We start from the raw sequence: 25,465 nt of genomic DNA on the forward strand, positions 1-25,465 counted from the left end.
GGCTCGGACACCCGCGGCCGGCCCGCCGCGTGCGCGCCGCGCCCGCTGTCCGCGGCGGCCGGGACCCGGCCGCTGCGGCGCTGCTCTATCAGCGCGACCGCCCCGGGCGGCAGCCAGGCCGACGCCGTCCCGGTGTCGTCGCTGCCGGTCGAGAACAGATGCGGGGCCAGCTGGGCCTGCAGGTCGGCCGGGGTGGGCCGGCCCTCGGCCTCCATCCGCATGCAGGACTCGATGAGCGGGCGCAGCTCGTCGGGCAGCCCGCTCAGGTCGGGACCCTCGCGCAGCAGCATGAACACGGTCTCCACCGGGTTCGCCCCGTGGAAGGGCGCGTGCCCGGTCGCGGCGAAGACCAGGGTCGAGCCGAGCGAGAAGATGTCGCTCGCACCGCGCACGCTGCGGGAGTCGCGGGCCTGCTCGGGCGACATGTAGGCGGGGGTGCCGACGGCGACGTTGGTCATCGTCAGCCGGGTGTTGGACACCCCGGAGGCGATGCCGAAGTCGATGACCCGCGGCCCGTCCTCCACCACCAGCACGTTGGACGGCTTCATGTCGCGGTGCACCAGGCCGGCGGCGTGGATCGACTGCAGGGCCTCGGCGATGCCGGCGGCGAGCCAGCGCACCGCCTGCGCGGGCATCGGCCCCGCCTCGTTGACGATCTCCTCCAGGGAGGGGGCCGGGACGTACGCGGTCGCGAGCCAGGGCACGGCGGCCCGCGGGTCGGCGTCGACCACGGCGGCGGTGTAGAAGCCGGAGACGGCGCGGGCGGCCTCCACCTCACGCGTGAAGCGGACCCGGAAGAGCTGATCCTCGGCGAGCTCCGCGCGTACGGTCTTGATCGCCACCCGGCGGCCGGATGCCGAGCGGGCGAGATAGACCAGCCCCATGCCGCCGGCGCCGAGCCGTCCCAGCACCTCGAAAGGGCCGATCCGTCTCGGGTCGTGCTGCGTCAGCTGCTCCACCACTGCCCTGCCACCTCCCCGTACCCGCGTTGTTGCGGCCGTGCTCCGCGTCCGTGCGTCCTGCCCTTCGCGGTCCGTTCCCCGCGCCCACGCCAGAGTACGGACCTGATTCTTCCTGGGAAGGGCGCCGGTTGCGAACCCGGGGCCGTCACGACACGCCCAGGGAGCGAACTCGTTATCATCCGCCACCTGTCGCACCGGCAGCGCCGCAACGCGCCGGAAAGGGTGCGGGCTGCGTCAACTTCCTTCTATGGAGCCCTCGCTGCGCCGCGGGTCGATGACCGTGAAGACCGCGCCCTGGTCGTCGGCGACGGTGGCGAGCCGGCCGAAAGGCGAGTCGGCGGGCCCGTCGGTCACCCGGCCGCCCAGCTTCCGAACCGTCGCGACGGCGGCGTCGCAGTCGTCCACCGCGAAGTAGAGGCGGAACGCCGCGGGCTGCTCACCGGGCAGCTCCGCGCCCAGTTTCAGCCGTCCGCCGATCTGCAGCTCCGGGTCCGCGGCCAGTGACCACACCTTGTAGTCGAAGTGCTGCCCGTCGCCGATCTGCTCGGCCCGGTAGGCGAACACCGCCTCGTAGAAGGAGTCGACCGCAGCCGCCTCCCGTGTGCGGTTCTCCGTCCAGCAGAAGGCGCCCGGCTGCTCGGTGATCTCGAAGCCCTGGTGCTCGCCCGCCTGCCACACGCCGAACACCGAGCCTCCGGGGTCGACCGCCCCCACCATCACCCCGGCCTCGCCCGCTTTGTCGGGGCCGAAGACGACCTGGCCGCCCGCCGCACCGATCCGCGCGGCCGCCCCGGTCGCGTCGACCGAGGCGAAGTAGACGCTCCAGGCGGTGGGCATCGCGGGATCGGGCTTGCTCATCAGGGCGGCGGCCGCCTTGCCGTCGCGGAAGGCGAGCGTGTAGTGCCCGAAGTCCTCGCCCTGGTCCTCGAAGGTCCAGCCGAACAGCTCCCCGTAGAACCGCCGGCCGGCCGCCAGGTCGGGCAGCGCCGCGTCGGCCCAGCAGGGCGTGCCTTCGGTGAATGCGGTCATGGTCCCGTCCCCTCTCTCGCGTGGTCGTCGCCACCTGCTCGACGGCCGTTTCTGCCACCGTAGCCAGTGATCTTCCCCACAGTGCGGGGCCTAATTCGAACATATGGTCAATTCTTCCGGGACCCGGTCGCCGCGCACCACAAAAGTTTGCAAATCGGGCATACCAGCCGCCCCGCCGGCCCGGAAACGGGTTCCGGTTAGCCCCAGGAAACCCTCATTGACCTGCGTCTTCCGCACCACCAGACACCCCCTCCCCATTTGCACGCGGCCAAATCGCGCGGGGATGACGCATCGGTAAACTGACGGCATGACAGGACAAGTTCGCACCGTCGACGGACGTGTCGCGGGTCGCCGAGGGCAGGCGACGCGGCAGAAGCTGCTCGACTGCCTGAGCGAGATGCTCAGCACGTCGCCGTACCGGGACGTCAAGGTGATCGACGTCGCACGGATGGCCGGCACCTCGCCCGCCACCTTCTACCAGTACTTCCCCGACGTCGAGGGCGCCGTCCTGGAGCTCGCCGACGAGATGGCGAAGGAGGGGGCGAGCCTCACCGAACTGGTCGCGGGCCGCTCCTGGGTCGGCAAGTCGGGCGCCCAGGCGGCCGACGAACTCGTCGACGGCTTCTTCTCCTTCTGGCGGAAGAACGACGCCATCCTGCGCGTCATCGATCTCGGTGCCGCGGAGGGGGATAAACGTTTCTCCAAAATCCGCACCAAGATCCTCACCGCGGTGACCGGCTCGCTCACCGAGTCCATCAAGGAGCTGCAGGGCAAAGGCAGGGTCGACAAGGACGTCAGCGCACCGGCCATCGCCGGCTCGCTGGTGACCATGCTGGCCGGGGTCGCCGCCCACCAGAAGGGCTTCACCGGCTCGGGCGTCAAGCAGGCCGACCTCAAGCCGAACCTGGCGCTGCTCGTGCACCTCGGGGTGACGGGCAAGAAGCCGCCGAAGTAGCCGCGCGGCGGCGGGCGGCAGGGCTGACGCGTCGCGTACGGCGGCAGGGCTCACGCATCGCGTACGGCGGGCGGGCCCACGCGTCGCGCAAGGCGGCCGGGCGCAGGACCGTCCGGCCGGCGCGGCGGCCGCCCCGGCGCCGGACCCGCGGCCCCGACCCGCCTCCGGCGCCGAAGGGGGCCACGCCCGTGCTGCGACGCAAGCTGCTGCCGACGGCTTCCACCGCGCTGCTCGTGCTGCTGGCCGTGCTGTGGCCGGTGCACGGCGGCGTGCCCACCGCGCCGCAGTGGACCGCGCAGGCGGCGGCCCGGTTCTGGACGCCGGAGCGGATGGCCGGCTCCATGCCCGCCTCGGGCGGCAGGCCGGCGCGGATCGCCCAGGCGGCCGGCGGCTCCGGCGCACCGGGGCCGCAGGGAGCCGCGGTGCATTTCGCCGGGGTGCCCACCGTGGGCGTGCTCTTCTCCGTCGGCGACGACCTGGCCGCGCACTACTGCACCGCGAGCGTGGTCCACAGCCCCGGCCACGACCTCATCCTCACCGCGGCACACTGCGAGCCGGGCAGCGACATCGGCTTCGTCCCGCAGTACCGCGCCGGCTCCGGCCGGCAGCCGTACGGCATCTGGGCGGTCGACGAGGTCTTCACCGATCCGCGCTGGGCACCGGACGACGACGCGGCCTCCGACTACGACGTCGCCTTCGCCAAGGTGCGGCCCGATCCGCACGGGCGCCGCGTCGAGGACGCCACCGGCGCCAACCGGCTGGCGCGCACCCCCGGTTACCGCAACCGCGTCACCGTCGTCGGCTATCCGCGGCTCGGCGACGACCCCGCCGACCGGGCGGTCACCTGCACGACCACCACCGAACGCCTCGGCGAGCGGCACCAACTGCGGCTGACCTGCGGCGGCTTCCCGGGCGGCACCTCGGGGAGCCCCTGGCTGCTGGCCGACGGCGCCCGCGGCAGGACCGGTACGGTGATCGGCCTGATCGGCGGTCTGGACGGCGGCGGTCCCGACGACCGCATCTCCTACAGCCCCCTGTTCTCGGACGCCGTGCTCGCGCTCTACCGCACCGCCACCCGCGCCTGACACCTCCCGGCCCGCCCGCGTCCGGACCTGCTCCGCCGGGACCGGCACGGCCGTCGGCACCTTCCCGGGGAAGCTCCGGGGGATCGCGCGCGTGCCATGTGCCGTCGGCCAGAGGGGACTTTGCGGACACTCCCCAGCGGCTACGCTCTCGACCGCACCCAGTACGCCGCCCCACAACAGGAGTTCCGCATGCCCGACCCCACTTCACTCCCCGCGGCCGCGGGCCTGGCCGCGACACCGGACGCGATCGTGATCGGGGCAGGCCCGGGCGGCCTTGCCGCGGCGGCGGCGCTCCGGCAGCACGGCGTGCGCCCGCTGGTCCTGGAGCGCGCGGAGCAGCTCGGCGCGTCCTGGCGCGGCCACTACGACCGGCTGCACCTGCACACCACCCGAAGACTCTCCGCCCTGCCGGGGCTGCGGATACCCCGCGCGTACGGCCGCTGGGTCGGGCGTGACGACGTCGTGCGCTACCTGGAGCAGTACGCCGAGCACCACAGCCTGGACATCACCACCGGGATCACCGTGGACCGGGTCGAGCGCGGCGACGCGGGATGGGAACTGCCCGCCACCGGCGGCCGGGTGCTCGGCTCGCCCGTGGTCGTGGTGGCCACCGGCTTCAACCACGCGCCGCACATACCCGACTGGCCGGGCCGCGACACCTTCCCCGGCGAGCTGCTGCACGCCTCCTCCTACCGCAACGCCGCGCCGTACGCGGGCCGCGACGTCCTGGTCGTCGGGGTCGGCAACACCGGCGCCGAGATCGCCGTCGACCTGGTCGAGGGCGGTGCGGGCCGAGTACGGCTCGCCGTGCGCACCCCGCCGCACATCATGCGCCGCTCGACCGCTGGCTGGCCGGCGCAGGCCAGCGGCATCCTCGTCCGGCGGCTGCCGCCCCGGCTGGTCGACCGGGTGGCGCCGTACATCGAGCGGATGAGCGTGCCCGACCTGTCCGCGTACGGCCTGCCGCGGCCGGAGAACGGGCTGTACGCCCGGGTGCTCGACGGGGCGATCCCGGTGCAGGACGTCGGCCTGATCGACGCGGTGCAGTCGCGGAAGGTCGAACCCGTCGCCGCCGTCGAGCGGTTCGAGGGCGACCAGGTGCACCTCGCGGACGGTTCGCAGGCCGCCCCCGAGGTCGTGATCGCCGCGACCGGCTACCGGCGGGGCCTGGAAGGCCTCGTCGGCCACCTCGGGGTGCTGGACGGCCGCGGCCGCCCCGTGGCGCACGGCTCGCGCACCCCGCCCGGCGCCCCCGGGTTGTTCTTCACCGGGTTCACCAACCCGATCAGCGGGATGTTCCGCGAGATGGCGATCGACGCCGGCCGGATCGCCAGGGCCGCGTCCCGCATCAGCCGCTGACCTGCGACAGCCTCCGACTTCGATCACTCGTTCGAGTGATCGAAGCCGGAGGCGGAACCGGGGCCGTGCGGCGGTCCGTTCACACGACGACCGCCACCGCGGGAGGCGCGGCGACCGGCCGCCGGCGGATCACCAGGGACATCAGCGCGGCCAGCGCGCACAACGCACCGGAGGTGTACCAGACGACGTTGTACGAACCGAACGCATCACGGGCCACACCGCCGAGGTAGGCGACGAGCGCGGCACCGATCTGGTGGGCTGCCAGCACCCATCCGAACACGATCGCGCTGTTCTCGCCGTAGTGCTCGCGGCACAGGGCGATCGTCGGCGGCACCGTGGCGACCCAGTCGAGTCCGTAGAAGACGATGAACAGCACCATCGGCGGATGGACGCTGTCGTCGAGCAGCATGGGGAGGAACATGAGCGAGAGTCCGCGCAGGCCGTAGTAGACGGCCAGCAGCCGGCGCGGCGACATGCGGTCGGTGAACCATCCGGAGGCCACCGTGCCCGCGATGTCGAAGATGCCGATGACTGCGAGGAGTGAGGCGGCGGCCGTGACGGGCATGCCGTGGTCGTGGGCGGCGGGCACGAAGTGCGTCTTGACGAGGCCGTTGGTGGAGGCCCCGCAGATCGCGAACGAGCCCGCGAGCAGCCAGAAGGTGCCAGTACGCGAGGCTTCACGGAGCGCCCCCAGCGCCCGGACCGCAGCGCCGCTGACGGGCGGCGGCTTGGGGACGAACTCGGTGGCGCCGTAAGGGGCCAGGCCCACGTCCGCGGGGTGGTCGCGCAGCAGGAACCAGACGAAGGGGACGACGGAGACCGCCGCGCCCGCCACGATCGCGGCGGCCGGCCGCCATCCGTGGTTCTCCGTGATCCAGGACAGCAGCGGCAGGAAGACCAACTGCCCTGCGGCGCCTGCCGCGGTGAGGACGCCGGTGACCAGGCCGCGGCGGGCGACGAACCACCGGTTGGTGACGGTGGCGGCGAAGGCGAGGGCCATGGACCCGCTGCCGAGGCCGACCAGGACGCCCCAGCACAGGATGAGTTGCCACACCTGCGTCATGGAGACGGTCAGCGCCGCGCCGAGCGCGATCGTCAGCAGGGCGCAGACGACGACCCGCCGGATGCCGAAGCGGTCCATCAGCGCGGCGGCGAAGGGGGCGGTGATCCCGTACAGCGCGAGGTTGATCGACACGGCCAGGCCGATCATGCCGCGCGACCAGCCGAATTCGGAGTGCAGCGGGTCGATCAGCAGACCCGGGAGGGAGGCGAATGCAGCAGCACCGATCAGCGTCACGAAGGTGACGGCGGCGACCGCCCAGGCGCGGTGCGGGCGCGGTCGGCGGCCGGGAGTGGCGGGGACGCCGCCGGCGGCGGGCGCGGGAGCTTGAGATGTCTGCGTCACGTGATCAGTCTCGGGCGGCCCGAACGGCGCGACGAGTGGCCCGATGGCCACGATATGCAAGAATCGAGCCATGGCCGTCCCGCCGCTTTTGCCGCCGCCCCCGCCGTCCGCGTCCGCACGCCCGCAGCCTGCCGCCCCGCCGTACGCGGAGGCCTCCATCGGGACCACGACCGGGGCCGCCACCGGGACCACGACCGGGGCCGCCATCGCGGCCGCCACCGGGGCTTCGGGCGAGGCCTGCGCCGAGGTCTTCCATCACCCGGAGCGGCACCATGTCGCGGTGTTCGCGATGGACGGGGTGATCCCGTTCGAACTGGGCATCCCGCTGCGGATCTTCGGGTCCGCCGTGAGCGCCGAGAACGGTGCGCCGCTGTACGAGATCGCGACGTGCAGCGTCGAGCCGGGGGTGGTGCAGACCGACGCCGACTTCCCGATCGTGGTGCAGTACGGGGTGGAGGCGCTGGCCCAGGCCGACACCGTCGTCGTGCCCGCGTCCCACGAGTTGGGGGCGGTCTACACCGAGGGCGTGCTCACCGCACCGCTCAGGGCCGCCTTCGCGGCGATCCGGCCGGGCACGCGGGTGGTGTCGATCTGCACCGGCTCGTACCTGCTGGCCGCCGCGGGCCTGCTGGACGGCCGGCCCGCGACGACGCACTGGACCAGCGCCGACCACTTCCAGCGACTCTTCCCGCAGGTCAGGGTCGACCCCGACGTGCTCTACGTGGACGACGGGGACGTGCTGACCTCTGCGGGGGTGGCCTCCGGGATCGACCTGTGCCTGCACATCGTGCGCCGGGACTGCGGTACCGCGGTCGCGAACTCGGTGTCCCGCCGCACCGTGGTGCCGCCGCACCGCGAGGGCGGGCAGGCGCAGTACATCCGCCGGCCGCTGCCGGAGCCGCAGCTGGCCAGCACGGAGCGGGCCAGGAGCTGGGCGCTCGACCGGCTGGACCAGCCGCTCACGCTGCGGGAGTTGGCCGAGCGGGAGTCGATGAGCGTACGCACCTTCACCCGGCGCTTCCGTGAGGAGGTCGGGATGAGCGCGGGCCGCTGGCTGATCCAGCAGCGGGTCGAACTGGCCAGGCAGCTGCTGGAGTCGACCGACCTGAGCGTGGACCTCATCGCCAGGAAGGCCGGCTTCGGCACCGGCGCCTCGATGCGGCAGCACCTCCAGGTGACGCTCGGCGTGTCGCCGACCGCCTACCGGCGTACCTTCCAGCCGTCCGGTCGGGCCTGAGGGCGGGCCGGTCAGGCCTGAGCGCGGACCGGTCGGTGCCGCACCCGGGGCGCCGGGTCAGCGCAGGGCGGCGGCGCGGTCGACCTCGCACCAGATCTGCTTGCCCGCGCCCTCGGGCTGCCAGCCCCAGCGGTCGGCGAGGCCGTCGACCAGTTCGAGCCCGCGGCCGCCGGTCTCGTCACGCTGGGCGTGCCGCGGGGCCGGCGGGGTCTCGCTGGTGTCGGCGACCTCGACGCGTACCGGTGCGGCGGGGGCGGCGGGGAAGAGCATCCGCAGCACCGCGGGGCAGCCGGTGTGCACGACCGCGTTGGTGACCAGTTCCGAGATGAGCAGGATGAGCGTCTCGGCGACCGGCTCGTCGGCACCTATTCCGGACCCGACCAGCCGCGACCTCGCCCAGCGGCGTGCCCGCCCCACTTCCGCGGGGTCGACACCGACCTCCAGTTGCACCTGCAGCATCTGCACTGCTCACACCATCCGAACCGGCGGACACATGGCCTCACGCCTGCCCAGGATCACCGTGCGTGACCCCGACCTCACACAGCATGATTGACCGACAGTCACTCCAACAAGCGCTTCCGTCATATTCCATCGCAATGGACCACGGGTGCTGCATACTGCGCGGCGCTCGGGACGGGGCGTGCAACGCCCAGACCTGGGCGCCACCCGGTTCGACCGGGTGGTTCCTCGGAGCAGCCGTGAACGTACGCGCACCCGATGGAGCGTACCCGAGGTAGGTGCCGACTCCACCGCGTAACAAGTCACGCATCGGACACAACTCCGTGCGGACGCTCCGTAATCGGATCGTACCGGCGGTTCACGGCAGCCCGGCGGCCGCCCGCGGCGGCCCGCAGGTGCCTGTCAGGCGCTCAGCGGCTGGGCGGCGTCGTCGGTGGCGGCGGCCAGGTCGGGGAAGACCTCGAACAGCCGCCGTACCCCGAGCGCGGCGAGCACCCGGTTGACATGCGCCCCGCCGGCGGAGGCCGCACCTTCCTCGGGCAGCACGATCCGCAGCCGTCCGGCGCAGGAACGCATCAGCCGGCGGGCGCCGATCAGCACACCCACCCCGCTGGAGTCGCAGAAGCGCACGTCGGCCAGATCGAGCACCACGCTGCGCCGCCCCTCGGCGACCGCGTCGTGGACCTTCTGCCGTACCGCGGGCGACGAGATCAGGTCCATCTCGCCCGCGACCGTCACCACCGCCCAGCCGTCTTGCTCGGCCCGGGTCACCAGCACGGGACCGCACCTCGCCTCGCTGTCGGGTTCAGCTTCGTCATCACAACGACCCTATGCCCGTTCCCAGCTGTAACTCTGCAATCTTCCGGTCACACCCGGATAACAGACCGACAGAACCGATCACATGAGGGGCCAGGTTGGTGCAAAGGGACGCATGCCGCGACGGGCGGCGGGTACGGTCGAGTGCAGCGCACACCTGGCAAGGTTGCACGGCCGACGACGCAAGGGGGCGGCAGATGGCGACACCCGCACCGCCACGCTGGGACCGCAAGATGCAGCAGCGGCTGGCGCGCGGCGAGGAGGCCGCGCTCGGCGAGCTGTACGACCGCTACGCCACTCTCGTGCACAACCTGGCCCACCGGGTGCTCGACGACGACGAGGCAGCCGATCTGATCACCCGCGAGGTCTTCGGCTACATCTGGGAGAACCCGGACGACTACGACCCCAAGCACGGCTCCCTGCGGTCCTGGATCGCCGCCCTCACCCAGAGCCAGGCGGTGCACCGGCTGCGGCAGTACGCGAGCCGCGGGCGGTCGACCGCCACCGAGGTCGAGGCCAGGGTCCGGCAGGCCAACACCGCGGCCCGCGCCGACTTCATCGTCACCTCGATGCCCGCACCGCTGCGCGACGCGCTCGAACTGGCCTACCGCGAGCGCCTGGACTACCGCGCCGCCGCGACAGACCTCGGGGTGAGCGCCGACGAGTCGCGGCGCCGGCTGCGGCTCGGCCTGCAACTGCTGTCCACGGCAATGGATCCGGCCGACAGCCTGGAGATCCGCCCGCTGGAACGGGGCACCGCCACCCATCCGTTCGACGCACGCGGCCAGGGCCGCAGGAGCCGGCCGTGAGCGGCCCCGCGTACCACAACGGCAACGGGCCGTTGGGCGAAGGCGACGGCCTTCCCCGGGTGCCGAACCAGCGCGACCAGTCCGGCAGTCCGCTCCCCGTCCGCGAGCCGCAGGCCCCGGCGGGGCCGCCGCGGCCCGTACCGCCGCCGCCCGTACCGGAGACGGCCCCGCCGACCCGGCTGCCGCTGTACGACCACGGCACCCTGAAGTCCCTGCTCGGCGCCTGGGCGCTGGCGGTGTGCTCGCGCGACGAGTCGCTGGCCGTCGAGGTCCACCTCACCGACTGCGCCGCCTGCGCCGAGGAGGCGCTGCGGCTGCGGGACGCGGTGGGCCTGCTGCACCGCGAGGAGAGCCTCGACCTCGATCCGCTGCTGCGCGCCCGGGTGCTCGAAGGGTGCCTGGGCCGCCGCCCGGCCCGTATCCCGGTGCCCGAGTGGGCGGGGCCGTACGACGCGGAGGCCGCCAGGCTCGACGCGCTGCTGCGCGACCTCGGCGACAGCTACTGGCACGAGCCGGTCGACCTGCGCTGGTACGACGGCGCCCCGGTGACGCGCAAGGTCACCGTCGGCGAGGTCATCACCCATCTCACCACCGTGGACGGCCTGGTCGCGGTCGCCCTCGACGTGCCGGACACGGACCGGAAGGGCGGCCTCGACCTGCCGCTGGACCCGATGCGGCGCACCGAGGCGCTGTGGGCGGCGCAGCGGGCCGCCGCCGAGGAGTCGGGCGCGGGCGCGGACTTGCGCGACGTCTGGCGCGGGCAGAGCCACACCCTGCTGCGTACGGTGTCCTTCGCGGGCGGCGGCGCGGCCCGTATCGGCGTCGACTACGGGTCGTTCGCGCTGCCCCTGCGGGACGCCTTCGTGGACCGCGCCTTCGAGTGCTGGATCCACGCGTGGGACATTGCCGAGGCCGTGGCATATCCCTACGATCCGCCCTCGCCGCGCAATATGAACCGGATGATCGACCTGGCGGCCAGGATGCTGCCCGCCGCGATCGCCCACCGGCGCAGGGACGGGCTCGCCGACTCGGCCGGGCGGCTCGCCGACGCGGGGTCGCCGGGGCGGTCGCTGCTACTGGAGATCGAGGGCGCGGGCGGCGGCCGGTGGTACCTGCCGCTCGACTCGCCGGGCGCGGTCGCCTCGCGCGAGCACGCCGTCGCCCATGTGGTGCTGGACGGCGTGGAATTCTGCCAGCTCGCCGCGGGCCATCTGGAGCCGGAGCGGATCGCGTTCGGCCAGGAGGGCGACCGCGACGTCATCCGGGACGTGCTCTACGCCACCGCGTCGCTGTCCCGGCTCTGAGGAGCGAAGTTCGTGGTTGCTAGGCGAAGACGACCGTACGGCGGCCGTTGAGCAGCACCCGGTGCTCGCTGTGCCACTTCACCGCGCGCGCCAGCGCCTGGCACTCCACGTCGCGCCCGATGGCGACCAGGTGCTCGGGGGTGACCTCGTGGCCGACCCGCTCGACCTCCTGCTCGATGATCGGCCCCTCGTCGAGGTCGGCCGTCACGTAGTGCGCGGTCGCGCCGATCAGCTTCACACCGCGGTCGTGCGCCTGGTGGTAGGGCTTGGCGCCCTTGAAGCTCGGCAGGAAGGAGTGGTGGATGTTGATGATCCGGCCGGAGAGCTCGCGGCACAGGTTGTCGGACAGCACCTGCATGTAGCGGGCCAGCACCACCAGTTCCACGCCCTCGGCGCGCACCAGGCCGAGCAGCTGCGCCTCGGCGTCGGCCTTGGTGTCGCGGGTGACCGGGATGTGGTGGAAGGGGACGCCGTAGGAGCCGACCAGCTCGCGGAAGTCGGTGTGGTTGGAGACCACCGCGGCGATCTCCACCGGCAGGGCGCCGATGCTGGTACGGAACAGCAGGTCGTTGAGGCAGTGCCCGAACTTGCTGACCATGAGCACGATGCGCATGCGCTCGGCGGACGGGTGGATCCGCCAGTCCATGTGGTAGGCGTCGGCGACCGCCGCGAAGCTGGCGCGCAGCTTGTCCACGTCGACCGGCGACTCGGCGGCGAAGTGCACCCGCATGAAGAACAGCCCGGTGTCGCGGTCGCCGAACTGCTGGCTGTCCACGATGTTGCAGCCGGTCATGAAGAGGTAGCTGGACACCGCGTGCACGATGCCCTGCTTGTCGGGGCAGGACAGGGTCAGGACGTACTGCGGCTCGACGGGCGGCTGCGACGGCTGTTCGTTCACCCGGTCAGCCTCGCACACCCGGCCGCGCCCGCGCCGGGCTGTCCGTCACGCGGAACGCGTGTAGATCGCCAGCACCTCCAGCGAGCGCGGCGGGCTGTCCGGGTCCTCGCCGTCCGCGCCGGCCATCAGGACGTGCGCCTCGCGCGCCGCCTGGACCGCGTCGGGCCAGCCGGGGTGGTCGAGATACGCGGAGGCCGGCGCGTCGGCCCCCACCTGGTGCAGGATCTTCAGCACCCGCAGCACCGCGACGTCGACGAGCGCCGCCTCCTGCGGGTCGCGGAATATGGTGCCGACGTACTTGTCCGCCGACCAGTTGTCGAGCCAGGTGTCCTCGACGAGGCGGTAGACGGCGTCCGTGACGTCCCCGTAGCCCGGCCGTCCGCTCTGCCAGACCTCGCGCTGGAAGACCGGGTCGCTGATCATGTGCAGCGCCGAGCGCACATTGCTGCGCCAGCGCCACCACGGCATGTCGTTGAGGGGCATGCCTCCCATCGTGGAGGAGACACGGCCGCGACGGGAAGACTTCTCCGAACCTTGCACGACGGGCAATCGTACGCAGTCGAACGGCGGCACCTGTAATTCACCCGAAAGTGACTCGCCGTTCCCGTGCAGTCACCCTCGTGTTGGGCGCGGACAGGAATCTTCCGTATCTATGACTGAACGGCGCGTGTGCAGGGCTCGCCAGGCTGTCGTCCCGCTGCTGGCCGCAGGTGCGCTGCTCAGTGGCTGCGGCGTGCTCCCGGGCAGCGCGGGGGGCTCCCCGGGTCCCGTCGTGGTGATGACCTGGGCGCCCGAGGACACCGGGGCGACCAACATGCCGGGCATGATCGCCATGGCCCAGGCCTTCGAGCACTACGTCAACGACACCGGCGGGCTCAACGGCCGCAAGCTCAAGGTGCTGACCTGCAACGAGCACAACGACTCGGTCGCGGTCTCGCAGTGCGCCCAGCAGGCCGCCGACGCGCACGCGGTCGCCGTCGTGGGCTCGTACAGCGAGGAGGGCGGCACCTTCAGCACGGCGCTCGAATCGAACGACATCGCCTATCTCGGCGGCTACGGCATCACGCAGGACGAGTTCCAGAGCCCGCTGTCGTACCCGGTCAACGGCGGGCTGCCCGCGCTGCTCGCGGGCAGCGGCGGGCAGTTGTCCAGGCTGTGCAAGAAGGTCGCCCTGGTGCGGCCCGACACCATCACCGGTGACCAGTTCCCGATCTTCCTCGACCAGGGCCTCACGGCCGCCGGGCGCCCCGTCGCCCGCGACCTGCCCGCCCAGGACGACGCTTCGGACTACACCGACGTGGCGCAGCGGGCGGTCGGCGACAACAAGGCGAGCACCTGCGTGTCCGCGGTGCTCGGCGACCACACCAGCACCTTCTTCGACTCGCTGCGCAGGCTCGGCGACACGCCGCCCAAGGTCAGGCTGTCCTCGGTGATAGGCAGCGTCCAGCAGTCCCTGGTGGACGCCACCGGCGGCCCGCACAGCCCGCTGGAGAACGCCGTCGTCACCGGCTGGTACCCGCCGGCGTCCGACCCCAAGTGGGACGAGATGAAGGCGGTCGTCGAGAAGTACGCCTTCTCCGACGACCGGATCGACGTCGCCGACCCCGGGGTGCAGACCACCTGGATCGCCTACACCGTCTTCAGCAAGGTGATCAGGGGGATGGAGAAGGACACCGACGTCACCGCCGACACCGTGCAGCGGGCGCTGGACCGCACCACGAAACTGTCCACCGGCGGGCTGACCCCCGACCTGGGCTGGACCGACACCGACCTGCTCAACATCCCCGACCACGCCCGCCTCGTGGACTCCAAGGTCACCTACCAGGTGGTCAGGCAGGGCAAGCTGGTGCAGCAGGGCTCGGGCTTCGTGGACGTGGCGGCGACGCTTCGGAAGGCGTCGAGCTTCCACTGAGGCGCGTTGCCGCGCGATCGGCGACGTATATTGCCGCGGCCCGCGGTCCTGGTCAGGCCAGGACTCGCGGGCCGCGGCAATATGCGCCGGGAACGCCCGTCGGCGCCGGTGCGGAACCTCAGAGCTGGCTGTACTGCCGCTGGGTGAGGCCGTACTTGGTGGCGATGCTGTTCCACAGCTTCACCGCGGCCTTCTTCTGGGCCGTCGCAGTGGTGCTCTCCTTGGCGCCCGCCTGCGACTCGCCGGTCTGCTTGGCGTGGCCGCCCTTGCACACCTTGCCGCCGCCCGCGGCCTGGTCGGCCCACGCCGCGTAGTGGCCGTCGGCGGCGGAGGACGCCTGCCAGGCCTTGGTGAGCGCCGTGGTCAGCGCCTCGTGGTTGGGCAGCTTGTCGACGGCGAGGCCGTTGAGCTGGGTGACCAGGCCGGTGCGCTGGGCCGAGGCGGCGCGCAGGTCGGAGGCCGCGCCCGGCAGGTTCTTGCAGTTGCGGACCGACTCGACCGCGCTGACCACGGAACTGCGGCTGGCCCCGCTGGTGTTGAGCAGCGCGTCCAGCGCCTTGGCCTGCGCCTCCGCATCGCCGTCCGCGGCGGGCTTCGGGTTGTCCGAGGCCGACCCGGACCCGGTCGACTGCCCCGTGGCGGACGCGGACGGTTTGGCATCGGTGCCGGACTTGCCGCCGCCGTTCATCAGTGCGCCCACCACGAGGCCGGCCACCACGCAGCCGGCCACCACGATGCCGATCAGCACCTTGGGCGACATCCGGCGGCCGTCGTCGTCCTCGTCGTAACCGTCGTCGGCATAGCCGGGCTCCCACGGCGGCCGGCCGTACGACTGCTGCTGGGCCTGCTGCTGGGCCTGCTGCTGCGCGGAGGGCGGCTGGATGATGCGCTGGCGCAGCGGCTCGGGTCCCGGGACGTCGTTCCTGAACAGGTGGTCGTAGTCGCTGTCGTGCTGCGGTCCCGGCTGCTCGCCGGGCTGCTCGTAGCCGTTCTGCGGCGCGAACTGCTGCTGGCCGCCGTACGACTGCGGGGCTACGTAGGGCTGCGGCTCCGGATACTGCTGGGGCTCCGCATATTGCGGCTGCTCGGGGATTTCCTGCCCGGCGTAGCCCTGCGGCTGCTGCTGCCCGTAGGGGTCGAAGGGCTGCTGCTCCTGGAAGAGCGGCAGCGCCTGGGTGGCCTCCGCAGGGGCGGGCTCGGGCGGGACCGCGCCGGGGTAGGGCGGCAGCATCTGCGTGGCGTCGGCGACCGGGGCGGCGGGCTGCGGCGGGGCCGCGGGTATGGGCGCGGGTGCCGCCATGGGCGCGGGTCCTGCGCCCGGATACGGCGGCAGCATCTGCGTGGCGTCCGGGGGCTCGACGGCCTGCGGCGGATACGACGGGGCCTGCGGCGGTACGGGCGGAACGCCGCCCTGCTGCCCCGGGTCACCCCAGGGCGTGCCGCCGGCGGGCTGGATCTGGTCGCCGCCATAGTCCGCGGGGGGCTGCTGCCCTGCCGGGAGGACGACGCCCCGGTACGGTTCGGACGTTTCCTCGCCGCGTCCGTTGCTGTGCATCGCCGTTGACTCCCGCCTTCACCCAGTGTCGGACGTCTGCACACGCTACCGGGTGAAGTAGGAGAGGGGCCACGAACCCGAACGAGTGAACGCCCGGACATCGCGTTGACGTGCGGTCCGGGGCGCCGCGGGAGGCGGCGCCGCCGGGTTTCTCCAGCACTTTGCGGCGTTCCATGAGAACGGTGTCGGTCAGGTAACGATTCGGCGCGTACTTGCCGGTTGGCCGTTTACGCGGCGTCCTGCGCCTCCAACCGGGCGCCGAACTCGCGTACCGAGGGCTCGGCGGAGAAGGGGTCGAGCCGCCTGCGGAAGTCCTCCAGGTACTCGGCGCCGCGGTCCGAGCGCAGCCCCGACAGCAGGGTGACGGCCTGGGTACCGGTGCGGCAGGCCTGCTCGATCTCGCGCTGCTGCACCTGTGCGCCCGCGAGCAGCAGCATGTCGATCGCCCGGCGCCGGGTGCGGGTGGCGGGGTGCGCGGCGAGCGCCTCCTCCGCGCGCCTGGCGGCTTGCGCGGCCTGGCCCAGGTCGCGGTGGCAGTGGGCCAGTTCGTCGGCGAGGTAGGCGTGGTCGAAGTGCGCGATCCACGGCGGGTCCTGGTCGGGCTCCGAGCGCTCCATGGCGCCGACGGCGAGCCCGGCGACGGCGGCGAAGGTGCGCGCGTCGCCCAGCAGGGCGTGGCCGCGCGCCTCGGCCGCGTAGAACATCGCCTCCGCGGTGTGGCCGACCTGGCCCCTGGCTCCTTCCTGCGCCGCACGGGCGAGTTGGGCGATCTCCCGGGGGTTGCCGAGGGTGGCGGCCAGATGGCTCATGCTCGCGGCCAGGATGTAGCCGCCGTATCCGCGGTCGCCGGCGGCCTGGGCGAGCCGGAGCGCCTGGATGTAGTAGCGCTGCGCCAGGCCCGGTTGGCCGGTGTCCACCGCCATGTACCCCGCCAGCTCGGTCAGCCGGGCGACGGCGGAGAACAACTCGCGACCCACCGACTCCCGGTAGCTGCCCGCCAGCAGGCCCGACACCACGCTGTTGAGGTAGTGCACCACCACCGGCCTGACATGGCCGCTGCCGAACCGGTGGTCCAGCTCCGTGAGCGCCTGGGTGGTGGCCTTGACCGCCTCGACGTCGGAAGCGCCCACCCTGGCACCGCCGTTGCGCGCCACGCCCTGGTCCGGGCGGGTGATCAGCCAGTCCCTGCTGGGCTCGACAAGGGCGGAGGCCGCGACCGTGGAGCCGGCCAGGAAGTCGCGCCTTCCGACGTCGCTCCGCCACAACTCGCAGACCTGCTCGATCGCGCCCAGCACGGTCGGCGCGAAGTGCAGGCCGATGCCGGTGGCCAGGTTCTTGCCGTCGGCCATGCCGATCTCGTCTATCGACACCGCGCGGCCGAGCTTGCGCCCCAGGGCCTCGGCGACGATGCCGGGCGCCCTGCCGCGCGGCTGCTGGCCGCGCAGCCAGCGGGCCACCGACGTCTTGTCGTAGCGCAGGTCGAGGCCGTGCTCCGCCCCGCACATGTTGACCCTGCGGGCGAGCCCGGCGTTGGAGCAGCCGGCCTCCTGGATCAGCGACTGGAGCCGCTCGTTCGGCTGCCGCGCCACAAGCGGTCTTGCGGCCATGGTGTCCCCCTCGTCCTCGTCAACCCCGTCCTGGTGACTGACGTTTGTACGGCTCTACGGCTCTACGGCTCTGTCTCGGTACGGTTCCGGGTCCCTGCGGCCCCGCGGCGGCGCGACTCAACTGCGGTGCGCCCGGCGGCCGTACGCCGCCGGGAGGGCCGACCGTACGGCTGTGCGGCTGCTCGGCTCCCCGTGCGGATGCTTCCCACACTTCGGGCATAAAATGCCCCGCTTTGCCGGTCCTTCACCGGGGCCGCCCGGCGGGCCGCCCCCCACTGCCTACCCGCCTGGGACACCCCCTTCCCGTACGCGCCCCCGGCAGTGCATCAGTGCGCCCGGCATGAGCCGCGACATCACCCCGTAACCCTCGATCACCGGCACAGTTGTGCAGCGCGTGAGAGACAGCATCGGAGTCCCGCGCCAGTTCACGGGTCAACTCCTCGACGCGGCGGTTCGTTACGCGGAGGAACGGCACTGGGACGTACTGCCGGGCTCATGGCTGGAGACCGATGCCTCCGGTGCGCCCCGCTGCTCCTGCGAGTCCGCCGGCTGCGCCGCACCCGGCGCACACCCCACCCGGCCGGACTGGGCGGTCCGCGGCAGCGGCAGCGCCCCCGCCGTGCGGCGGATGTGGCAGAAGCAGCCCGAGTCGTCGATCCTGCTGCCCACCGGGCGCAGCTTCGACGCCGTCGACGTCTCCGAGGACGCCGGCTGCCTGGCGCTGGCCAGGATGGAGCGGATGAACCTGCCGCTCGGCCCGGTGCTCGGCGCTCCGGGCTGCCGCCTGTACTTCCTCGTCCTGCCGGGCGCGGGCGCGAAGGTCCCCCAGCTGCTGCGCGGCCTCGGCTGGCCGCCCGAGTCGCTCGACCTGTCGGTGCTGGGCGAGGGCGGCTGGGTCGTCGCACCGCCGACCAGGACCTCGCCCGGCGGCTGCGTCCAGTGGGTCCGCCCGCCGAGCCAGGCCAACCGCTGGCTGCCGGACGCGGAGGAGCTGCTGAGCCCGCTGGCCTACGCGTGCGGCCGGGAGGCGGCCGCGGCCCGCGCCCGCTGACCCCCGCAACCCGGTCACCGACCGCACCCAACGACGCCCCCTCGTCACTGTCAGTGGTCCCCCGTAGTGTGGCAGCACGCGTGGGACCAGCGCGGGCACGGACACGGGGAGGCCGCGAGATGGCACAGGAGCCGCAAAGCACACCGCCGCGGGCGGATCGGGGGGCGCCCCTGCCCTACTACGGGGCGGCCGGCGGCAGCGGGCAGGCGCAGGGGGGCGCGTCGGACGCAGGCCCGGTCCCCGCGGTGCGGGTGCGCGGCCTGTGGAAGCGCTTCGGCGAGCAGGCGGCCGTCGCGGGCATCGAGCTGGACCTGCCCGCGGGCCGCTTCATCGGCCTGGTGGGGCCGAACGGCGCGGGCAAGACCACCACGCTGTCCATGGTCACCGGCCTGCTGCGGCCGGACGACGGCCTCGTGCAGATCAACGGCCGCGACGTGTGGTCCGACCCGGTCGCGGTGAAGTCCAGGATCGGTGTGCTTCCCGAGGGCCTGCGGCTGTTCGAGCGGCTCTCCGGGCGCGAACTGCTCGCCTACACGGGGCGGCTGCGCGGCCTGCCCGGCGCCGAGGTCGACAAGCGCACCGCCCAGCTGCTCGACGTGCTCGACCTGACGCCCGCCCAGCACAAACTGGTGGTGGACTACTCGACCGGCATGCGCAAGAAGATCGGCCTGGCCGCCGCGCTGCTGCACAATCCCGAAGTGCTCTTCCTCGACGAGCCGTTCGAGGGCGTCGACCCGGTGTCGGCACAGGTCATCCGCGGTGTGCTGGAGCGCTATACGGCCGGCGGCGGCACGGTCGTCTTCTCCTCCCACGTGATGGAGCTGGTGGAGAGCCTGTGCGACTGGGTCGCGGTGATGGCCGCGGGCCGGATCGTGGCGCGCGGCCCGCTGGCCGAGGTGCGCGGTGACGCGCCCACCCTGCAGGACGCCTTCCTGTCCCTGGTCGGCGCAGACCGGCGCACCGGGCAGGACCTGGACTGGCTGGGCGGCGGTTCCCGATGACCGCTGCCGCGCCGCCCGCCGCCGCCCCCTCCGTCACCGGCGTCTTCGTCCGGCTCAAGCTGTCGCTGATGCGTAACGGGCTGCGCCAGTCCCGCGGGCGGACCGTCGGCTGGTGCGTCGGTGTCGGCCTGGCGATGCTCTACGCGCTGGCGAACGGCGCCGGCATGATCGCGCTGCGCGACAACCACTACGCGCCCGCGGTCTCCGTCACCGTGGCCGTGGTGCTGGCCGTCGGCTGGGCGGTGATGCCGCTGTTCTTCTTCGGCGGCGACGACACCCTCGACCCGACCCGGCTGGCCATGCTGCCGCTGCGCCCGCGCCCGCTGCTGACCGCTCTGCTCACGTCGTCGCTGATCGGCGTCGGCCCGGTGTTCACCGTGCTGCTGGCGGCCGGCGCGGTGACCGCCGTCGCGCACGGCCCTGCGGCGGTCGTCGTCGCGGTCTTCTCCGTCGCCCTGCTGCTGGTGCTGTGCGTCGCCCTGTCCCGTGCCGTGGCCGCGGCCAACACCCGGCTGCTGACCAGCCGCAGGGGCCGCGACCTGGCACTGCTCAGCGGCCTGTTCGTCGCGGTCGGCGCCCAGCTGGTCAACCTCGGCATCAGCTCGCTGTCCGGCACCGACGGGCTGCACCGGGCCACGTCGGCGGCGTCCGTGCTGCGCTGGATACCGCCGGCCACCGCGGTCGACGCGGTCCGTTCCACCGGCCGGGGCGCGTACGGCCTGGCAGCCGTACAGCTCGCCGTGACCCTCGCGGTGGTCGCCCTGGTGCTGCGCTGGTGGCACCGCAGCCTCTTCCGGCTGATGGTGTCGCCCGACGCGTCCACGATCGCCGCCGCACCTGAGGCCTCGTCCCAGGCGCGCGGCCCCGCCGCCGGGCGCTCCCGGCTGCACCTGCGGCTGCCCCCGGGCCGTACGGGCACGGTGATGCAGCGGCAGTTCCGCTACATGTGGCGGGACCCGCGGGCCAAGGCGGCGCTCGCGACCGGGCTCGCGGTCGGCCTGCTGCTGCCGCTGGTCGCGGTCGTCCAGCACGGCACCGTCTACCAGTGCCTGTGGGCCGCCGGCCTGCTCGGCATACAGATGTACAACCAGTTCGGCCTGGACGGCGCCGCCTTCTGGACCGTCATGGCCACGATCGCCGACCGCCGCGACGCCGAGTCGGAGCTGCGCGGCCGTGCGCTGGCCATCGCCCTGATCGCCGTCCCCTACGTCACGGTGGTGACCACCGGTGCGGCCGTCCTGCTCGGGCAGGTCGACGCCCTGGCCGAGACGCTCGGCCTGTCCTTCGCCTTCGTCGGCGCGCTCGTCGCCACCGGCGGCTTCGCCAGCGTGCGCTTTCCGTACGCGGTGCCGCGCGACAACCCCTTCGCCAATGCCGCGCCCGGCCAGAGCGGCCTGGTCGCGATCAACGTCTTCGGCGGCACCCTCACCGGGGCGGCGCTGTGCCTTCCGGTGCTCGCCCCGGTGATCGCGCTCCACCTGACCGGCCACCACGGCCTCCTGTGGCTCGCCCTCCCCGTCGGAACGGTCTACGGCGCCGTCCTGGCCGGCGCCTCCCTCCGGCTGACAGCCCCGCGGCTCCTCGACCGCCTGCCCGAGATCCTCGCCACGGTCCGGGGCTGAGCCCTGGGTCTCTCCCTCGCGGAGGGTGCGGCTCGGTGCACGGCCGTGCTCCTGCAGGGGTGCCCCTTGCCGTGGGCTTTCGTCCCTGGGGCCGTCGTGGCTGGGCGTGCGGTTCCCCGGAGGGAAGCCCCGGGGCGGGCTCAGGCCGGCAGGGTGGCGGGGCGCCGGGGGAAGGTGGTGGCGAGGGCCAGGAGGGGGAGGGCGGCGCCCAGTACCGCCACCGCAGGCCAACCGCCCAGGTGATACGCGGCGGAGCCCGCCTGCGACCCCACCGCCCCGCCGACGAAGAACGTGGCCATGAACGCGCTGTTGAGCCGCGCCCTGGCTCCCCCGTCGAGCTGGTAGACCACGTGCTGCCCGAGAATCAGCGTGGTCTGGACAGCCATGTCCAGCAGCACGGCAGCGGCCCCGAGCGCCAGCACACTGTGCCGCCCCACCCCCGCCACGCCGAAGGCGACCGCGGCGGCGACGAATGCGGCCGCGGTCATCGGCCTGACCAGGCCGCGGTCCGCCCACCGCCCGGCCAGCGGAGCGATCAGCGCACCGCCGGCGCCCGCGAGGGCGAAGAGCCCGACCTGCCACTGCCGGTAGTGGAAGGGCGCGGCGGTGAGGACGAACGAGATGGTCGTCCAGAAGACGCTGAAGGCCCCGAACATCGCCGCCTGGTAGAGCGCCCGGCGGCGCAGCGCCGGATGGATCTTGAGCAGCCGGACCGTCGACCGCAGCAGCGCCCCGTACCGCAGCGCGGCGGCGGGCTGCCGCGGCGGCAGTGCCGAGCGCAGCACCAGCGTCAGTACGGTCATCAGCGCGGCGGAGCCGAGGTAGACCACCCGCCAGCTCGTCGCGCCCGCGACCACGCTGCCGACGGTGCGGGACAGCAGGATCCCGGTGAGCAGCCCGCTCATCACCTGACCGACGACCCGCCCCCGGCTCGCGTCCGGCGCGAGGTCCGCGGCGAACGGCACGAGTATCTGCGCGACGGTGAGCGTGCACCCGAGGACGAGCGAGGCGGCCAGCAGGACGGCGAAGTCGGGCGCCGCCCCGGCGAGGACGAGCGCGCCGACGGTGAGGGAGAGCAGCAGGGTGGCGAGCCGCCGCTTCTCGGTGACGTCGCCGAGCGGCACGATCAGCAGCAGGCCGAGCGCGTAGCCGAGTTGGGTGGCGGTGACCAGGCTGCCCGCGACGACCGATCCGATGTGCAAGGACTGGCGCAGCTCGCTGAGCAGCGGCTGGGCGTAGTACAGGTTGGCGACGGTCAGTCCGCAGGAGACGGCGAGCAGGACCACCAGCCGCCGCGGCGGTCCGGCCTGCGCCGGCTCCGGTGCCGCCTTCTGCCCGGGCGGTACGACCGCGCCGGCCGTCCCGGGTGCGGAATCGGCAAGGTCGGCGGGGCCGTTGGGCTGGGACATCGACACCTCACTGCGCGGACGGGCGCGAACGGAACCGGTTTGACCGGTGCAACGACCGTACCAGTCAAACCGGTTCCACCGGTAGGCTGGCCCGTATGAAGGAGATCACCGCAACGCCGCGATTCCGGCAGGGCGCGGGACGGCTGTCCCTGGACTACCTGCGGACCCTGCGCTATCGCGGAACTCCCGGCGTGACCGAGGAGTTGGCGGACCCCGCCGCGCTTGCCGCGTGGGTACGGCAGTGCGGGCCGCTGATCGACGGTCCGCGGTCGGCCCCGCCGCCCACCCCCGCCGACGTGCTCGCCGCACGGGCGCTGCGCGAGGCCGCGTACGCGCTGGTCACCGCGGCGGTGGCCGCGGGCGGCCCGGTGGTCCCGGCCGCGGCGGCCAGGACCCGGCTCAACCGGGCCGCTGCCGCGGCGGTGCCCGTGCCGTACCTCACCGCCGAGGGCGAACTGCGGCGGCGCGCGGACGATCCCGTACGAGCGGTGCTCGCGCTCGTCGCGCGCGACGCCCTCGACCTCGCCGCCTCCCCCGCCCTCCTCCCCCGCGTCCACGCGTGCGCCTCCCCCGACTGCGGCGCCCTCTTCCTCGACAACTCCCGCCCCGGAACGCGGCGCTGGTGCTCGATGGACGTGTGCGGCAACCGAGCGAAGAAGTCTGCGCTTCGCGCCCGCGTATAGGGGCCGCCACCAGCGGCTGCGGTGATTGCCCCTTGCGGCGGGCTGCCGCCATCCCCGCCGTCGTGGTTGCGCGCGCAGTTCCCCGCGCCCCTGGATGGGTGGCCCCTCCCGTGGGCTTTCGCCCTTCCTCGCCATCGCGCCTGAGCGCGCAGTTTCCCGCGCTCCGGGGTGGGTGCCCTCTTCCGCGGAGTGTGGGCGCTTTTCAGGGGCTCGCGGAACCGCGAGCCCAGCCGGGACGGCGGGAAAGGCGAAGGCTCACTGCAAGGGAACCCACCTGGTGGGGAAACGCCCGGCGGCGAACGGCTAGTTGGCCAGGCGGCCACGCCATGTGGGGAGGAGGTCATCGAGGAGCGCCTCGACGCGTGGGGGCAGGCCCCGGGAGGGGCCGTTGAGGGCGTGGGCGCGGGCCAGCAGCGTGGCCGCCGCGGCCTCGACGCGAGCGGGATCACCCGTGGCGTGCGCCGCCCGCAGGAGTTCGAGCCACAACCGCTCGTCGTCCGGCGCGACACCGAGCCCCGTCTCCACCGCGGCAACCGCCGCCTTCGGCTTCGCGGCGTCGAGATGCAGCGCGGACAGCGCGAGCGCGATCTCCGCGACCAGCACCGGATGCTGCGCGTCCACGATCTCGTGCGCGAGCCAGCCGTAGCGCCCGGGGGCGCGGTCCTCCAGCAGCCGGCCGCGCGCCAGCGACAGCGCGTCGGTGAGCAGCCGGCGGCGGGCGGCCGGGTCGCCCGCCGCACCGCCCCTGTCGGCCTCGTGGTGCAGCGTCTGCAGCACGTCCCAGTCGGAGACGACCGAGGTGGACAGCACGATGCGCCCGGTGTCGTCGAAGGACATGCGTGCCGTGCCGTCGGCGTCGGTGCCGAGCCAGTCGCGCAGCCGCTCGACGAGCGCGTCGCGTACGTCCTCGGTCACCCCGCGCGGCCACAGCGCGGAGGCGAGCACGCGCGGGTGGACGCCCTCGCGGTGCAGCAGGAGCAGCGCAAGGGCCTCGTGCAGCAGTGCGCTGCGCTCGGCGGACGGCGCCTCGACGCCGATGAGTTCGAAGGGGCCGAGGAGCCTGGCGTAGATGCCGGGGCGGCCCTGGTCGCTGAGGTCGACCAGGAAGGGGGGTGCGTCGGGACCGGGTTCCGGCCCGTCGCCCCCGCCGCCGGCCTCGGCGAACAGCCGTAGCACGGCGGCGTATTGGGTGGCGGGGAGCCGCTGCGCGGCGAGGTCGAGGCCGAGCAGCGGTGCGGTGAGCCGGCCGGCGGGGCTGACGTCCAGTTCCCAGGCGGCGCCCGGCAGGGCGGCGGTGCCGGCCGCGACCAGGTAGCCGATGCCCAGCCGCCCGGCGTCGGCGGCGAGTTCGGCGAGGCGTTCGGCCTCCTCCTCGGTGGGCCGGGCGGCGATCAGCACCAGGTGCGGCGCCCACTGGGTGTGCTGGGCGCGGCCGGTACGGCCGGTGAGGACGCTGTCCTGGCCGGCGTTGCGGAGCGCGGCGAGGCGCTGCGCGGTCTCCGCGGCCATGATCTCGATGACCTCGGGCACGTCGGCGAGGTGACGTACCCGGGCGGGGGCCAGCGCGGTCAGGTCCTCGGCGAAGCCGACCAGCGTCACCGTCATCCGGTCCGACCAGCCGTTGGTGGCCAACTCTGCGGCGATCGCGGCGAGTACGGCCTCCCGGTCCGACCTGGCTCCGCTGAGCGAGACGATGCCGGGCACCGATTCGAGGTTGAGCAGCAGCCGCGCCCCGTCCAGGGTGCCCAGTACCGCCAGGCCCGGGTACGGCGCTGCCGCCGCGGTGTCGGCGTCCTCGGGCAGCGCGGCACGGGCCAGCCGCCAGAACGTGTCGTCCTGGCCTAGCTGCCAGGGGGCGGGCGGTCGGCCCTCGGGCCAGGCGAGTTGGAGGTGCAGCTCGTCCGCGGTGACCCACGCGGCGTAGACGGTGGGGAGTTGGCGGCCCTCTGCGTCCAGCCGCGCGGACAGCGCGCGCAGGCCCCGGTCGAGGAAGGCGACGGTGTCGGGGTCGGCGCCGATCCGCAGCGCGTCCGCGACGTCGGCCTGCGGTCCCGCGGGGGTACGCGGGGTGCGCAGCACTCCCTCGGCGACCGACTGCCACAGTGTTGTACGCCGCCTGCGGCCCAGCGCGGCGAGCAGGCCCGCGGCCAGCAGCGGGGCGGCGATGAGGGCCTCGGGCAGGGCGGACAGCCCGCCGCCGTGCGCGCCCTGCTCCGTGGCGGTCGCGGTCGCCGGCGCGTGTGCGGCGGCATCGGGAGCGGGGGCCGGAGCCGGGGTGTGGGCGGGCGCGGCCGGCGGGGCCTGGGC

Annotated in this window: 22 protein-coding genes; 11 read left to right on the forward strand and 11 right to left on the reverse strand. The window is 73.5% G+C overall.

Annotated elements, in window-relative coordinates:
• On the reverse strand, positions 1-962 hold a 962-nt coding region (locus tag NFU81_RS37395; protein WP_251500664.1), incomplete at its 3' end, for a serine/threonine-protein kinase.
• 234 nt (positions 963-1,196) lie between these two features.
• Positions 1,197-1,991, reverse strand: coding sequence for a VOC family protein (locus tag NFU81_RS37400; RefSeq protein WP_251500666.1), 795 nt, complete (start codon positions 1,989-1,991; stop codon positions 1,197-1,199).
• 307 nt (positions 1,992-2,298) lie between these two features.
• Here NFU81_RS37400 and NFU81_RS37405 point away from each other — a divergent pair, with 307 nt between their 5' ends.
• The 3 genes from NFU81_RS37405 to NFU81_RS37415 all read left to right on the forward strand — a co-directional run bounded on the left by NFU81_RS37405 (position 2,299) and on the right by NFU81_RS37415 (position 5,390).
• The gene (locus tag NFU81_RS37405; RefSeq protein ID WP_251500676.1) at positions 2,299-2,946 is read left to right on the forward strand and encodes a TetR family transcriptional regulator; all 648 of its coding nucleotides are present in this window, start codon (positions 2,299-2,301) and stop codon (positions 2,944-2,946) included.
• A 188-nt stretch (positions 2,947-3,134) separates the two neighbouring features.
• Positions 3,135-4,031: a trypsin-like serine peptidase gene (locus NFU81_RS37410; protein ID WP_251500679.1), complete on the forward strand. Its 897-nt coding sequence runs from the start codon at positions 3,135-3,137 to the stop codon at positions 4,029-4,031.
• A gap of 189 nt (positions 4,032-4,220) precedes the next feature.
• Positions 4,221-5,390 carry a flavin-containing monooxygenase gene (locus NFU81_RS37415; RefSeq protein WP_251500682.1) on the forward strand — a complete coding sequence of 390 codons (1,170 nt, stop codon included), beginning with the start codon at positions 4,221-4,223 and terminating at the stop codon, positions 5,388-5,390.
• Between the two features lie 79 nt (positions 5,391-5,469).
• Here NFU81_RS37415 and NFU81_RS37420 read toward each other — a convergent pair whose 3' ends face one another.
• Positions 5,470-6,795, reverse strand: a complete 1,326-nt coding sequence (locus NFU81_RS37420; RefSeq protein WP_251500684.1) for an MFS transporter — start codon at positions 6,793-6,795, stop codon at positions 5,470-5,472.
• A 289-nt stretch (positions 6,796-7,084) separates the two neighbouring features.
• Here NFU81_RS37420 and NFU81_RS37425 point away from each other — a divergent pair, with 289 nt between their 5' ends.
• A complete protein-coding gene (locus NFU81_RS37425) occupies positions 7,085-8,032 on the forward strand; it encodes a GlxA family transcriptional regulator (protein ID WP_251500711.1) in 948 nt (315 codons plus the stop codon).
• Positions 8,033-8,089: 57 nt separating this feature from the next.
• On the opposite strand, the gene NFU81_RS37430 is transcribed toward NFU81_RS37425, so the two are convergent.
• Entirely contained in the window at positions 8,090-8,497 is a 408-nt protein-coding gene (locus tag NFU81_RS37430; protein ID WP_205047330.1) for an ATP-binding protein, read from the reverse strand.
• 396 nt (positions 8,498-8,893) lie between these two features.
• A complete protein-coding gene (locus NFU81_RS37435) occupies positions 8,894-9,268 on the reverse strand; it encodes an STAS domain-containing protein (protein WP_422665388.1) in 375 nt (124 codons plus the stop codon).
• A 236-nt stretch (positions 9,269-9,504) separates the two neighbouring features.
• On the opposite strand from NFU81_RS37435, the gene NFU81_RS37440 reads away from it, so the two are divergent.
• Complete coding sequence (locus NFU81_RS37440; RefSeq protein ID WP_251500687.1) at positions 9,505-10,116, forward strand: sigma-70 family RNA polymerase sigma factor; 612 nt, start codon at positions 9,505-9,507, stop codon at positions 10,114-10,116.
• The gene (locus NFU81_RS37445; protein ID WP_251500688.1) at positions 10,113-11,420 is read left to right on the forward strand and encodes a maleylpyruvate isomerase N-terminal domain-containing protein; all 1,308 of its coding nucleotides are present in this window, start codon (positions 10,113-10,115) and stop codon (positions 11,418-11,420) included. Before NFU81_RS37440 ends, NFU81_RS37445 begins: the two co-directional genes overlap by 4 nt.
• A 19-nt stretch (positions 11,421-11,439) precedes the next feature.
• On the opposite strand, the gene purU is transcribed toward NFU81_RS37445, so the two are convergent.
• Positions 11,440-12,318, reverse strand: coding sequence for a formyltetrahydrofolate deformylase (purU, locus tag NFU81_RS37450; RefSeq protein ID WP_251500691.1), 879 nt, complete (start codon positions 12,316-12,318; stop codon positions 11,440-11,442).
• A 45-nt stretch (positions 12,319-12,363) separates the two neighbouring features.
• On the reverse strand, positions 12,364-12,810 hold the full coding sequence (locus tag NFU81_RS37455; protein WP_251500692.1) for an SCO4402 family protein: 447 nt from the start codon (positions 12,808-12,810) through the stop codon (positions 12,364-12,366).
• A gap of 160 nt (positions 12,811-12,970) precedes the next feature.
• Between NFU81_RS37455 and NFU81_RS37460 the strand changes: the two genes are divergently transcribed.
• Complete coding sequence (locus tag NFU81_RS37460) at positions 12,971-14,230, forward strand: ABC transporter substrate-binding protein (protein ID WP_251500695.1); 1,260 nt, start codon at positions 12,971-12,973, stop codon at positions 14,228-14,230.
• Between the two features lie 118 nt (positions 14,231-14,348).
• On the opposite strand, the gene NFU81_RS37465 is transcribed toward NFU81_RS37460, so the two are convergent.
• Both NFU81_RS37465 and NFU81_RS37470 read right to left on the reverse strand, forming a co-directional pair.
• Positions 14,349-15,785 carry a hypothetical protein gene (locus NFU81_RS37465; RefSeq protein ID WP_251500697.1) on the reverse strand — a complete coding sequence of 479 codons (1,437 nt, stop codon included), beginning with the start codon at positions 15,783-15,785 and terminating at the stop codon, positions 14,349-14,351.
• A gap of 227 nt (positions 15,786-16,012) precedes the next feature.
• Positions 16,013-17,392 carry an NsdA family TPR-like regulatory protein gene (locus tag NFU81_RS37470; protein ID WP_251500699.1) on the reverse strand — a complete coding sequence of 460 codons (1,380 nt, stop codon included), beginning with the start codon at positions 17,390-17,392 and terminating at the stop codon, positions 16,013-16,015.
• A 394-nt stretch (positions 17,393-17,786) separates the two neighbouring features.
• On the opposite strand from NFU81_RS37470, the gene NFU81_RS37475 reads away from it, so the two are divergent.
• From NFU81_RS37475 to NFU81_RS37485, 3 genes are all read left to right on the forward strand, one after another.
• The gene (locus tag NFU81_RS37475) at positions 17,787-18,443 is read left to right on the forward strand and encodes a bifunctional DNA primase/polymerase (RefSeq protein WP_251500701.1); all 657 of its coding nucleotides are present in this window, start codon (positions 17,787-17,789) and stop codon (positions 18,441-18,443) included.
• 119 nt (positions 18,444-18,562) lie between these two features.
• Positions 18,563-19,444 carry an ABC transporter ATP-binding protein gene (locus tag NFU81_RS37480; RefSeq protein WP_251500703.1) on the forward strand — a complete coding sequence of 294 codons (882 nt, stop codon included), beginning with the start codon at positions 18,563-18,565 and terminating at the stop codon, positions 19,442-19,444.
• Positions 19,441-21,066: a transporter gene (locus NFU81_RS37485; protein WP_251500705.1), complete on the forward strand. Its 1,626-nt coding sequence runs from the start codon at positions 19,441-19,443 to the stop codon at positions 21,064-21,066. The genes NFU81_RS37480 and NFU81_RS37485 overlap by 4 nt, the downstream gene beginning before the upstream one ends.
• Before the next feature lie 140 nt (positions 21,067-21,206).
• On the opposite strand, the gene NFU81_RS37490 is transcribed toward NFU81_RS37485, so the two are convergent.
• Positions 21,207-22,475, reverse strand: a complete 1,269-nt coding sequence (locus NFU81_RS37490; protein WP_251500706.1) for an MFS transporter — start codon at positions 22,473-22,475, stop codon at positions 21,207-21,209.
• A 95-nt stretch (positions 22,476-22,570) separates the two neighbouring features.
• Between NFU81_RS37490 and NFU81_RS37495 the strand changes: the two genes are divergently transcribed.
• A complete protein-coding gene (locus NFU81_RS37495; protein WP_251500708.1) occupies positions 22,571-23,158 on the forward strand; it encodes a CGNR zinc finger domain-containing protein in 588 nt (195 codons plus the stop codon).
• A gap of 303 nt (positions 23,159-23,461) precedes the next feature.
• Here NFU81_RS37495 and NFU81_RS37500 read toward each other — a convergent pair.
• The coding region (locus tag NFU81_RS37500; protein WP_251500710.1) for a bacterial transcriptional activator domain-containing protein at positions 23,462-25,465 on the reverse strand (2,004 nt) is incomplete at its 5' end.

The organism is Actinacidiphila cocklensis (genome assembly GCF_907177275.1).
GTDB lineage: Bacteria > Actinomycetota > Actinomycetes > Streptomycetales > Streptomycetaceae > Actinacidiphila > Actinacidiphila cocklensis.

Excerpts from the sequence above, each read along its gene's own strand:
- NFU81_RS37490 (WP_251500706.1), bottom strand. The coding sequence starts at position 22,475 with ATGTCCCAGCCCAACGGCCCCGCCGACCTTGCCGATTCCGCACCCGGG.
- NFU81_RS37455 (WP_251500692.1), bottom strand. The coding sequence starts at position 12,810 with ATGGGAGGCATGCCCCTCAACGACATGCCGTGGTGGCGCTGGCGCAGC.
- NFU81_RS37405 (WP_251500676.1), top strand. The coding sequence starts at position 2,299 with ATGACAGGACAAGTTCGCACCGTCGACGGACGTGTCGCGGGTCGCCGA.
- NFU81_RS37470 (WP_251500699.1), bottom strand. The coding sequence starts at position 17,392 with ATGGCCGCAAGACCGCTTGTGGCGCGGCAGCCGAACGAGCGGCTCCAG.
- NFU81_RS37485 (WP_251500705.1), top strand. The coding sequence starts at position 19,441 with ATGACCGCTGCCGCGCCGCCCGCCGCCGCCCCCTCCGTCACCGGCGTC.
- NFU81_RS37400 (WP_251500666.1), bottom strand. The coding sequence starts at position 1,991 with ATGACCGCATTCACCGAAGGCACGCCCTGCTGGGCCGACGCGGCGCTG.
- NFU81_RS37460 (WP_251500695.1), top strand. The coding sequence starts at position 12,971 with ATGACTGAACGGCGCGTGTGCAGGGCTCGCCAGGCTGTCGTCCCGCTG.
- NFU81_RS37495 (WP_251500708.1), top strand. The coding sequence starts at position 22,571 with ATGAAGGAGATCACCGCAACGCCGCGATTCCGGCAGGGCGCGGGACGG.
- NFU81_RS37480 (WP_251500703.1), top strand. The coding sequence starts at position 18,563 with ATGGCACAGGAGCCGCAAAGCACACCGCCGCGGGCGGATCGGGGGGCG.
- NFU81_RS37440 (WP_251500687.1), top strand. The coding sequence starts at position 9,505 with ATGGCGACACCCGCACCGCCACGCTGGGACCGCAAGATGCAGCAGCGG.
- NFU81_RS37465 (WP_251500697.1), bottom strand. The coding sequence starts at position 15,785 with ATGCACAGCAACGGACGCGGCGAGGAAACGTCCGAACCGTACCGGGGC.
- NFU81_RS37415 (WP_251500682.1), top strand. The coding sequence starts at position 4,221 with ATGCCCGACCCCACTTCACTCCCCGCGGCCGCGGGCCTGGCCGCGACA.
- NFU81_RS37425 (WP_251500711.1), top strand. The coding sequence starts at position 7,085 with ATGGACGGGGTGATCCCGTTCGAACTGGGCATCCCGCTGCGGATCTTC.